We start from the raw sequence: 10,886 nt of genomic DNA on the forward strand, positions 1-10,886 counted from the left end.
CGTTTCTCCAAAACGCAGTTCTGACTCGCTCATCCCAAAACAGAACGCTGCCTCTCCCTATCGCCCACCGCGCCATCGCTTATTTCCGCGCATGGGCATGCTTTCGCCGAATGGCGGCTCCGCTCCGACTCAGGCGTTCGCGCCGGTTCGAGTGGATGACTGAGTTTGGTCGGGAGCAGACATCTGGCGTTTGCCGACCCCTCCCGGAAAGACGCGGACTGTGGTCATTGGATCCGTCATCGCGATGATCACATGAACAGGCAATACTATCGACCGGCTCAAGCGGCGGCCTGCTCATCCACATCCTCGCGGGCAAGACCCGTTGCGCGCAGCAAGTAGCCTGCGGCCTCCTCTGCCCGCGCCGCCGCCGTGAGCAGAGCACGATTATCCCTGCGCAGGATCGAAAGCCAGGAACCGATATAGGCCGCATGATCGTCGAGATGGGTGGTTGGGAGACCCACATCGGCGCCAACCAGCGCTGCCGACAGTTCAGCCACCAACTCCTCGAACGCATAGGCCTGATCGCCGAAGCGCTTGCCGAAGGATCGGGCAAGCCGGTCTGGATGACCCGTCCAATGACCAGCCTCATGCGCGAGCGTGGCCGCCCATGCAGCACGCGTGTCGAACTGTTCGACGGGCGGCATCGTGATGAGGTCTGCGCGCAGGTTATAATAGGCGCGATCGCCTCCAGTCCGCAGCCGCGCCGGCAGGCGATCGACGAAGCGTTGTGCCCGCGCACCGAGCCGGTCGCCCGGTGGGACGAGCGATAGCGGTTCTGGATAGAAATCGGACGGCAGCGCGTCGATCTGGTCTGCATTGAAGACCGCATAGGACCGCATCACCCGGCGATGCTCATCGACCAGCTCGCCGGGACGTTCGCTGGAATCGACCTTCTTCGAATAGGCCTTGTAGAAGATTGCAAATTGCGCCTGCTCACCGGCACGGACCTGCCCGCCAAGGGTCTGCGCCTGGCGGTAGGTCATCCAATGCCGTGACCGATAGCCGCATTGCTCGGCAGCCAGCCACAGCCAAAAGGTGTTCATGCCGCGATACGGCTCGCCATTGGCCCGCAGCGGACGCCCCTGCGCCGCACACGAACGCCAGGGCCGCACCCAGGGTCGCACACCGGCCTCGAGCCGGTCGATGATGGCGCACGTGATGGTCTCGGCCGGCGAGGGCCGGCCCGATGATCGAGTCATGGTGGATACTCCACGAAAGAGCGGCGGCCAGCGCCGCCGATGAAGGACTGCGGGCGACGCAAGAGCGCCGCCGGCCATTACGCGTTGGTCTCAGGCCGCCTCGTCGAGGTCATCAGCATCGCCATCGGGGGCGATCTCCCCTGCCCCGCCGTCGCTGTCGTCTTCGTCGCTGAGGAAGGCGGAATAGCTACGGAAGCTTTCGGGCTTCTCCACCGCGCCAAACCGCATCTCATCGGGCAGCCAGCAGAGCGCCTTTTCCCGGACTTCGGCCTCGACGATGCCCTGCCCGGAACAGAGCGCCGCGCAGGCATTGGCAAGGTCACCCTTCTTGGCGTCCTTGTAGCGGCCGCGCAGTACTGGCCCGCCGATCTCTTCAAGCGCTTCGAGCATGACGTCCTTCTTCACGCGTCCGAAAAAGTTCTGGGCATCGGGCCGCCACCATTGCGCGACATCAATGTCGAGCAGACGTCCGAGATGATCGTGGAAGCCGTTGCGGCGCCCGCCATCGTCGACGTTGAGCGTCGGTTCGAGCGTCTGCGCCACGACATGGGCAAGCCAATCGGCGCGCGCCTGTTCATCCAGTTGCCGGAAGGCATCGAAACGCGACGACAGCGTGTTCCCGCCTGCCCAGCTCACATCGAGCCCCTGGCGCTGTTCGGCCAGGACGTTGCTGGCCGCGCTGCCTTCGTCGCGGAAGCCGACGATCGGGAAGCTCGCGGCGGCCGCTTGCAGCGTCGAGTGGTCCCGGACATAGCCGCTGGCGAACACGGTCCGGTGCGCGATCAGGAATATCGCGAGGTCGAGCGCGAACCCCGCGTCCGAGGCGACATGGGACGCCAGGATCTGCCGCCGCTGGGTCGCGAGTTCGTCAACCAGCGTCGCGCTGAGCCGGGAGGCCGCGACCTTGCCGGACGGTGCTTCGGGTTCTGCGTCCGCGCCCGCCTGACGAATGGCGCGCTCGCTGAACATGCGGCTGTGCACCCGCGGACTGCCATCGGGCGCCAGATAGATGAAGGTGCCCAGCTGGTCCTTGATCGCATCGTCGACCATCGTGCGCGCCGCCTCGATCGCATCGAGTTCCCGCTCGATGTCGGCGAGCCGCACCGAAGCCGCCTCGGCCTCTGGTGTGCCGTCCTCAAGTTCGGTTTCCAGTTCACGGATGAGCGCATCGCCCTCATCGGAAAGACTGTCGACGCGATCCTGCTCGTCCTCGCTCAATTCGCGCAGCGCCGGATGATATTCGTAGAGCTGGCACTCCATGTCATAGGGCACATGGGTCGCGAGGACCGGTGTCACGAATGCCAGCTTCTGCTCGGCAGCGAGTATTTGTGCCGCTGCTTCGAGCTTCTGGGCGGCAAGCTGCTCGATGATCTCCACGTCGATCCAGCTCTCGTCCGCATCATCGCCGAACAGGTCGCGCTCGATCCGGCCGCCCGCACCGACATAGGCATCGCGGCCAACGAACCGCGCCTTCGCATCGGTCGCCTTCACCGTCCCGTTGAGGAGCGCACGGCGGACATTGTCGGGATTGTCACCATAATAGGACCGGCTCATGCTCTCGAACACGCGCGCCTGGCGATCGACGTCGGGCGTGACGGCATAAGCCTGGGCGACCCCCAGCGTGATCTCGCCCGCCGCCAGCGCCGCGAAGACTACCGGAGCCAGTTCGGCAAGCCGGACCCGCTGCTCGACGAAGCGGGTCGTGACCCCGAAGCGTTTCGCCACATCCTCGGCGCTCGCCCCCCGGTCGAGGAAGTGCTTGAAGGCCGAGCATTCATCCGCCGGGTTCATCGCGACGCGATGGAAATTCTCGGCAAGGCTCGCTTCGGCCGATCCGGCATCATCCTCGAGCACCAGCACCTGAACCTCATGGTCCGCGGCAAGCCGGTTCGTCTCAATCAGGCGTTGGAGCGCCCGCAAGCGGCGGCCGCCCGCCTTGACGGTGAAGTGCCCCGCTTTTTTTAGCGGCGTGACCACGAGATTCTGCAACAGGCCATGCGCAGCGATATTCTCGGCCAGACTGTCGAGGTCGGCATCGCGATTGGATTTGCGGACATTATCCTTGGAGAGCGAGAGGTTCTTGACCTTCACGGACTGGATCATCGGTTGTCTCCTTCGAGGGTTGCGCCGACGTCGTCGGCCGGCTTGAGCCACTCAGGCCCACCCGGCCGAAGGCCCCCTCCCCTCTCTTCGATCGCTTGACGCTGCCGCTGCTCAGCCTGCTATCTCGCCAAGGATCTCGACGGCGCGGCTCGGTGGGACGAAGAGCCGCGTGCGGTGTTGGATGATCTCGGTGAAGCAGCCCGCCGCCTTGAGATGAGGAAGGGCGTCGGACTTCCAGTCGAGCAATTCGAGGCGTTGGTCGCCGGCGACCAAGGCCCGCTTCAGCCGGAGCGACCCGATCGGCATGATCTCGCCCGAGGTGCGAACGTGCTCGACCCGCGCGCCTAGATCGATCGCGACATGGGCGGCGATGCCGAATGCGCTGGCGATCCGCTCCACCAGCGGCGCCGGAATAAGACGCCCGAGAAGCGACTGGCCGTCATCGCTCGTCAACCGCCAGACCTGGACATGATCGTCGGGCAGCTTTCCCCAGACCGGGAGCAGCAGGCCCGTGACCAGATAGATGATCTGCGTACGCGTCTGCGCGGCCATCGCGTCGCATTCGGCCTGCCAGGCTTCGTCGAAGCTCGCGCGGTCCACGTCGGTCCAATGGGTTTCGGCGAAGAGGTCCTGCCGGTGCCGTTCGGTGCGCGTTGGACGCACCAGCTCGTAGCGGCGCACGGTCCGCCCCTCTTCGTCCGTCAGCGAGAAGGTCGGCCGGCAAATGGCGGCCTTGCCGGAACGCGGGTTGATCAACCCGCGCGCTTCCGGGTCGGCCAGAAGCCAATGCGCTCGTTCCAGAGTCAGCGGCCGATATCGTTCCTCGGTTTCGATACGCAGGATCTCGGTTTCGGCGCCGCTCACGGGATCGCGCCGGATCACCGTGCGGTCGAGGATCGAAATTCGGTCGGCCGCGATCGTTTCGACGCCAAGATCGAGGGTGCCAGCCTCGCGGGCCTTTTCCACCCGTGCTTCGATCAAGCCCAGATATTCGTCGAAGATCGCGTTCTGCAGGTCGATGCGCAGTGCCAGGATGCGGTTCAACCACCGCTGGATCGTGGGCAAGGTCTCAGTGAGCCCCCCACCCTCCCCGGCCAGGTTCAAACCGGTGAGCGACTGGAATTGATCAAAGCGCACCGATTGGAGCTTTCCCTGGAACAGTAGGCGAAACCACTGGTCGAGCGATTCCCGCGCGAAGTCGGACTCCAGATTGTCGCGGGGGTCGAAAAGTCCCTGCCCGCCGGTCTGGCGTTGGCCGCGGGTCAGGGCGCCCAAGCTGTCGAGGCGCCGGGCGATGGTCGAGATGAACCGCCGTTCGCCGCGGCAATCGGTGGAAACGGGCCGAAACAGGGGTGGGCTGGCTTGGTGGGTGCGGTGCGTGCGGCCCAGCCCCTGGATCGCCGCGTCAGCACGCCAACCGGGCTCGAGGAGATAGTGAATGCGGCGCCTCTGATTGAGCGCGTCGAGGCTGGCATGATAGCTCCGTCCCGTGCCGCCGGCGTCGGAAAAGATCAGGATACGCTTTTCGCCGCGCATGAAGCTGTCGGTCTCCGCGAGGTTCGTGCGCGCGCTGCGCCGTTCGATCCGCTGACGGCCCTCGGCATCGACGATGATCCGCCGGCTGCGACCCGTCACCTCGGCCACTGCCTCCGTCCCGAAATGCCCGATGATATGATCGAGCGCCGAGCCGACCACCGGCAGCGCACAGAGTTGCTCGAGGAGCTGGTCGCGCATGGCCATCGCTTCCCGGCACAGCACGGGCTGCCCAGCCTCGTCGATCATCGGTTCCGAGCGCACCGTGCCGCTATCGTCGGTATAGGTGCGCATCCGGCGCACCGGAAAGGCCGCCGTCAGATAGTCGACCAGGAATTCGCGCGGGGACAGCTCGATGTCGAGCCAGGCGCGCTCCTCAGGGGACAGGTCGGCAAGGGCACGATCGAGCATCGCTTCCGACGTCGACACGAGCTGGACCACGGCGCAGTCGCCCCGCGCGAGATCGGCGGCGATCGCCGGGATCAGCGACGGCAGCTTCATCGACAGCAGGATCTGGCCGAAGAAGCGTTGCTTGGTCGATTCGAAGATCGACAATGCCGCGGCCTTCGCGCCGCTATTGTAGGTGGCACCGCTGAAACCGTCGGTGACGCGCGTGGCGGCGAGCGCGGCCTGCAGATTGTTGTGAATGATCGCCCAGGCATCGGCATAGGCATTGTATACGGCGATCTGTTCTTCGCTGAGCCGATGCTCGAGGATGTCATATTCGACGCCGGCGAAGCTGAGCGCCCGCGCGGCATAGAGGCCCTGCGCCTTGAGGTCGCGGGCGATCAACTCCATCGCTGCGATGCCGCCGCGGCGAAGCGATTCCACGAAGGCCCGCCGGTCGGCGAAGGCCGTCTGCGGTCCCCACAATCCGAGGCGTGTCGCATAAGCGAGGTTGCTGACGTCCGAGGCGCCCGTCGCCGAAGCGTAGAGAATCCGGGCGCGCGGAGCGAGATTTTGGAGGCGGACGCCGGCGATGCCCTGTTCGGATCCTTTCGTGGCGCCGAACCGGCCCTCGCCACCGGCCACCCCGGCCATCTCATGCGCCTCGTCGAAGACGATGACGCCGCTGAAATCCTCACCCATCCATTCGATCAGCTGGCGCAGCCGCGTGCCCCTGTCACCGCGGTTGGAGCGCAGGGTGGCATAGGTCAGGAAGAGGATCCCATCGCCCAGCGCGATCGGGGTGCCGAGCTTCCACTGGTTGAGATGCTGGATGTCGAGCGGCAAGCCGCCAAGCGCCGACCAGTCGCGCCGCGCGTCTTCGATCAGCGTCTCGCTCTTGGATATCCAGAGGTGGCGGCGGTTGCCGCGCAACCACTGGTCGAGGATGACGCCCGCCACCTGCCGCCCCTTGCCGGCGCCCGTGCCATCGCCAAGGAAAAAGCCCGTCCGATAGGCATTGCCGGCCTCTGCCGGCAACAGCGAAAGCCCCTCCTCGCTAGATACGAACCGGCCCGGAAGGTCACGCTCGAACGCCGCGCCAGCGTAGATCAGCGTTTCGAGCTGCGCGTCCGAGAGCAGGCCGTCGTCCAAGATCCTGGCCGGCAGCACGGGTTCATAAGCGACCGAGGGTGCGGCAATCGATCCCATTGCCTGCGATTCGACCAGCGCGCTTGGGTGCTCACGGGCATCGGCAATCAGCAGACGGCTCGGCCGATAGGGCAGGTAAATCCCTTGCGGTTCGCCCGCGGGCGCCGGCGCGTCGAGACGGTGATAGGCGACCGCGCGGATCGTGGGCAGGGTTACCGCCACACGCGAGCTTACGGGGCGGGTCCGCCGCGTAAGGCCCCGGAACAATCCGCTGGGGCGGGAGATCGGTTGCGGCGTGGGGGCGCACGGGGTCGCCATCGCATCGACGGCCGCGAGCGCAGCGCCGAACGTCGTACAGGTCTGGCGTGAGACGCAATCCCCTGCCCCGCCCTTTTCGAGGAGAATGAGCTGAACCGCTTGCCCGGTGCCGTGCTTGGTATAGGCATTGGGCGGCAGGTCGAGATGCAGCCGGAGATGTGCGCCCGCGGTGGCGTGCAGCCAATCCGCGTCCCCTGTCTCGATGCGATCGGGAAGAATGACGGCGCAGCGCCCGCCTGGTGCGAGGCGCAAGAGCGCGGAGCGCAGGTGGCGAAGCGCAGCGTGGCGGTCGCGCCCCCGTCCCTGGCTCCGCGAGAAGGGCGGGTTGATGAGCACGACGCTCGGCACCAGTTGCGGATCGAGCATGTCGTCGATCAATTCGCCGTCATGCGTGCTCAATGTGCCCTCGGGAAGGGCATGACGCAGCAAACGCGCGCGCCAGGCATCGATCTCATTGAGGAGAAGGCGAGCGCCGGCAAAATGACCGTGTACGGCCAAGAGCCCGGTCCCGGCCGAGGGCTCGAGTACGATATCGCTTGCCGTGATCGCGGCTGCCCTGGCGGCAAGGAAGCCGATCGGTGCCGGTGTCGAGAATTGCTGGAACGCGACCTGCGTTTCGCTACGCACGCTGTGCGTCGGAAGCGCCGCCGTCATGGCGATCAGCTGGGCGAGCCGCACATTCGCATCTGCCGGGAGTGTTGTGTTCTTCAGATGGAGTATCTGCGCGAGTTCGAGCACATCATAGGCGTCGCGCAATGACCATGAGCCATCCGCGCTCGAGCCACCGAAGGCGGAGGTCATCCCGGCAAGGAGGTCGTTACGTGCAACCGAACGGCCTTCGGACAGCCGGTCGGCTATGCCTTGAGCAGCGGTCCGGGCGGGATCATCGAGCGGCAGCGTGAGCGCGAGGGGTTGTGTGGCCATGGGGTATCTCCGGGTCTGACACCTGGCATCAGCGCCAGGTCATCAGCCTGAAGGCCCCCTCCCCTCTCAGGCCGCCTCGGTGGCCCGGCGGACACGCCAAGCATCATTCCAGTCCGCGTGCCGTTCCGGGAGGCGGAGCACCAGTTCGCGTCCATGGGCTGTGAGATGCGGCCGAGCTTTTTTGAGCATGGCGGCAGCGGCGGCACCGCGATCGCCATAGACGATGATACGCTTGACCCGTTCGGGGATGGCGACAAGCCCAAGGCGTTCGACCCCGCCCAGTGCCCAGGTCGGCGTTCCGAACCAGGCCATTGCTGAAAGGGCGTCCTCGATGCCTTCGGCAAGGCCAAGCTCCTCGTCGGCCGGCGCCAGACGAATGGCCGCGTCGCCGAGAAGGCCAAGGGCAATCTTCGGTTTTGGCAAGGGTTTGTGCAGGATGTCGGCGAGATCGAGGCAGGTCCGCTGGACGGCGACAACTCCCAGATCATTCTCGACCGCGGCGATCATCGCCGGAAAGTACCGGCGACGCTCACCGGCCCCGACGATGGTGCGCGGATTGTAGCGCAGACAACGCGGATAGGGAGGAGCAAGACCGCGTGCGGCAAGGTAATCGGCCGCTGGCGAGCCGGCTATGGGCTGGCTTGCCTTCCATAGCCGAAGCGCGAGAGCGCGATGGTCGGCCATCGCCTTCGGGCGCGGCATGGTGAGCGGCACCGCATCGTGAAGTTTCCGCCGGCGCAGGGCAGTCAGAACGTCGCGCGTATCGCAGCCAGCAAAGCAGTGGAACAAGATCGCCCGTTCGCCCAGGCGCACTGACAGGCTGGGGCCATGATCGTCATGAGCCGGGCAACGGCATTCGCCGCACGTCCCGCGCCACGTTCCGCCGAGGGCTTCGACAATGGCTTTGGCGCGATGGGAAGCAGCTAGGGGCATCAACTAATCCTTGCAAAGTGGTGGAGCGCCGCTGCCGGTTGCGCCCTCCCCTCTCCGCCAATTCAGCCAGGCATGCCCTTGGCTGCGAGGATACCGAATTCCTCGACGATGCGATCGGTTGTGTAATGGGTCACGCCGTCGCGTTCATAGGAGCTGTCCTTGAGCCGCCCGGCAATCCGCACCAGATCCCCGACTTGGGCTCGGTCGGCGATATGCTTGCGCTGGCCCTCGCTGAAGACGCTCACGCGGTTCCAGTGACTGTCTTCCTGCCATTCGTCATCGTCACCCTTGCGGCGGTAATTCGCGCAGACCGACAGCAGGGTGACTTTCGGTCGCGCATCGATTTCGCCGATCCGGCCGATGATCTCGAACTTGGCGAAGTTGATCATGCACCCTCCATTCGTGACGTCCTTTGGTGAGGAAGCCTATCGTGGACGGCCAACTTCGCGTATCCCTCCAGGCAGGGGGATTGAAGGTTTGCTTCAAGCGCAGCGCCAATCTCTTTCTCAAAATAAAAATATCAAAACGCCGCTGCTCGCAGCGGAAGCTTTTCCGATTCAAAAGGATTCAGATTCGGGAAGCCGAAAGCCCAGCGTTTCTGCGGGCTTGAGCAAGCCTATCCTGACCGGACGGGGGATTTTGCCTGCCCTTGTGGGGGCTCATTCCTGACCGATCGGGGGATGCAACCTGACCGGTTGGGGCTTTCCTGACCGCATGGGGGCCAGGCTCTGTTGGGCGCGATTCGCTCGTCATATCGCTCGTCAGGGACGTTCTTCGCCCTCCCCGCGGCCGTTTGCGAGGGTCAGATCGCTTTGAAACGCGACTCGGCGTACTTCCTTGTGTTTTGTCGTTTCGGGGTGAAGTTCCATCCTGACCTCTTGGGGGCCGAAACCGCCGTCTATCCTGCCCTGACTTGACGCAAGAGGACAGGTCAGGCAGATTTTCTTCCACGCCGGACGAATCGGTGCAGACTTCATGGCATGGATGACGAACAAGCCCTAGACCACGCTGTAACGCCCTCCCCCGCCGGTGATGATGCTTCTCCGGGGCGGGCGATGCGGGTGGCTGCCGCCCTGCAGGCCAAGGGCGGCGACGAGTTCGCCAAGCCCGGCAGCATCGTTGAGGTCAAGTTCGTCAAAGGCCAGTCGCTGAGCCTGACCGCTTCGCGTTTGCTTGCGCTGATGATTTTGACTGCGGGCGGTGATGCCTGGGAGGACCGCCCGCACAAGATGCGAAAGGCGGATATTCGCCGCGGCCACAAGGGCAATGAGCGCATCTCGGATATGCTCGAGGAACTGCATCGCACGCTTTTTGCGGTCGATGATAAGTCCTGGCGCGGCAAGAAGGCGACGCTGCGCTTTTCTCTGATCTCATCATCGCGCGAAGAAGTGGAGGACGAGGAGGGCGCTGAGGCAGGGTGGATCGAGTGGGAGTTCACGCCCGACGCTCGGAAACTGATTCAGGAATCGGAGACCTATGCGGTCCTGAACCGGCAGGCGGTGCTCGGCTTTCGGTCGACCTATGCGCTAAAGCTGTACGAGATCGGGGCATTGCGGTTGCATCGACGCCAGTCGCTATGGAAGGGCGACATGACGGCACTGCGTGCGCTGCTCGGCATCGCGCCAGACGTTTACAAGGACTTTGCGCAGCTGCGCCGCAAGGTTCTCGAAAAGGCGAAGGCCGAAATCGACCAGCTCGCTCATTTCCGTGTGGAGTGGCGGGAAATCCGTCAGGGTCGAACCGTCACCGAGATCGAATTTCGTTTTGAGCCAAAGGATGCGCCTGAGCAGATAGCGACCGTGGATGAAATTGCCCGACACTCTGCGGGGAGGAAGGCGAGGCGCGAGGACGAGGTCGAGACTGTGGCCGTCGAAGCCGTCACGCAGGCGGCGGTGGCGGCCTTGGTGTCAAAGGATAAGACTGGGGCAGGGGAGGTTACCTTCCCAAACGGCACGATCCGATTTGGGTCGGACACGCTCGCGGCCATTGGCCGTTCGGCCGGCGGTGGTTGGGACATCGACCTGATTGCCGACGCCTATCGCGCGCAGATGGGTGAGAGGCTGGCGAAGCTGAAGGGCGCCAAGCTGATCGCGTCCTGGACCGGCTTTTGCGAGAGCTTCCTGGCGCGGCGCGGGCGCCCTTGAGCCGAAATTGCACCGGTGCAATTTCAGGGTGGCTAGCCCCCAAGAGGTCAGGTTGTAGGCGTGCGCACGAAAGGCTGGCGACGCAATTCGAGGCAATTGGGCCGACCGGGCCTACTCACTTGCGAAAATAAGCCTTTCATTGACCTAAAAGTGCAAATTGAGCTATGGCCCCTACAGTTTCGCAAGGGGGCCTATC

7 protein-coding genes are annotated in these 10,886 nt (G+C 64.6%); 2 read left to right on the top strand and 5 right to left on the bottom strand.

The window, feature by feature from the left end; all coding sequences use genetic code 11:
- Positions 1–278: 278 nt before the first annotated feature.
- The 5 genes from H5V43_RS23300 to H5V43_RS23320 all read right to left on the bottom strand — a co-directional run bounded on the left by H5V43_RS23300 (position 279) and on the right by H5V43_RS23320 (position 8,935).
- Positions 279–1,199 (bottom strand): ArdC family protein, encoded by a 921-nt coding sequence (locus H5V43_RS23300; RefSeq protein WP_031291232.1) that lies wholly within the window; start codon positions 1,197–1,199, stop codon positions 279–281.
- Between the two features lie 90 nt (positions 1,200–1,289).
- A complete protein-coding gene (locus H5V43_RS23305) occupies positions 1,290–3,302 on the bottom strand; it encodes a ParB/RepB/Spo0J family partition protein (protein WP_022684360.1) in 2,013 nt (670 codons plus the stop codon).
- 111 nt (positions 3,303–3,413) lie between these two features.
- Entirely contained in the window at positions 3,414–7,613 is a 4,200-nt protein-coding gene (locus tag H5V43_RS23310; protein WP_193666903.1) for a strawberry notch-like NTP hydrolase domain-containing protein, read from the bottom strand.
- 66 nt (positions 7,614–7,679) lie between these two features.
- Positions 7,680–8,546 carry a DUF7146 domain-containing protein gene (locus tag H5V43_RS23315; protein ID WP_022684358.1) on the bottom strand — a complete coding sequence of 289 codons (867 nt, stop codon included), beginning with the start codon at positions 8,544–8,546 and terminating at the stop codon, positions 7,680–7,682.
- 62 nt (positions 8,547–8,608) lie between these two features.
- Positions 8,609–8,935 (bottom strand): single-stranded DNA-binding protein, encoded by a 327-nt coding sequence (locus H5V43_RS23320; protein ID WP_017183648.1) that lies wholly within the window; start codon positions 8,933–8,935, stop codon positions 8,609–8,611.
- On the opposite strand from H5V43_RS23320, the gene H5V43_RS23325 reads away from it, so the two are divergent.
- The gene (locus tag H5V43_RS23325; RefSeq protein WP_128830639.1) at positions 8,919–9,215 is read left to right on the top strand and encodes a hypothetical protein; all 297 of its coding nucleotides are present in this window, start codon (positions 8,919–8,921) and stop codon (positions 9,213–9,215) included. The two genes, H5V43_RS23320 and H5V43_RS23325, sit on opposite strands and share 17 nt — an antisense overlap.
- 386 nt (positions 9,216–9,601) lie before the next feature.
- A complete protein-coding gene (locus H5V43_RS23330) occupies positions 9,602–10,690 on the top strand; it encodes a replication initiation protein (protein ID WP_017183650.1) in 1,089 nt (362 codons plus the stop codon).
- Positions 10,691–10,886: the final 196 nt, after the last annotated feature.

The organism is Sphingobium fuliginis (assembly GCF_015074805.1).
GTDB classification, from domain to species: domain Bacteria; phylum Pseudomonadota; class Alphaproteobacteria; order Sphingomonadales; family Sphingomonadaceae; genus Sphingobium; species Sphingobium fuliginis.

Bases quoted from the DNA above. Each gene is read 5' to 3' on its own strand.
- H5V43_RS23300 (WP_031291232.1), bottom strand. From the start codon at position 1,199: ATGACTCGATCATCGGGCCGGCCCTCGCCGGCCGAGACCATCACGTGC.
- H5V43_RS23305 (WP_022684360.1), bottom strand. From the start codon at position 3,302: ATGATCCAGTCCGTGAAGGTCAAGAACCTCTCGCTCTCCAAGGATAAT.
- H5V43_RS23310 (WP_193666903.1), bottom strand. From the start codon at position 7,613: ATGGCCACACAACCCCTCGCGCTCACGCTGCCGCTCGATGATCCCGCC.
- H5V43_RS23315 (WP_022684358.1), bottom strand. From the start codon at position 8,546: ATGCCCCTAGCTGCTTCCCATCGCGCCAAAGCCATTGTCGAAGCCCTC.
- H5V43_RS23320 (WP_017183648.1), bottom strand. From the start codon at position 8,935: ATGATCAACTTCGCCAAGTTCGAGATCATCGGCCGGATCGGCGAAATC.
- H5V43_RS23330 (WP_017183650.1), top strand. From the start codon at position 9,602: ATGCGGGTGGCTGCCGCCCTGCAGGCCAAGGGCGGCGACGAGTTCGCC.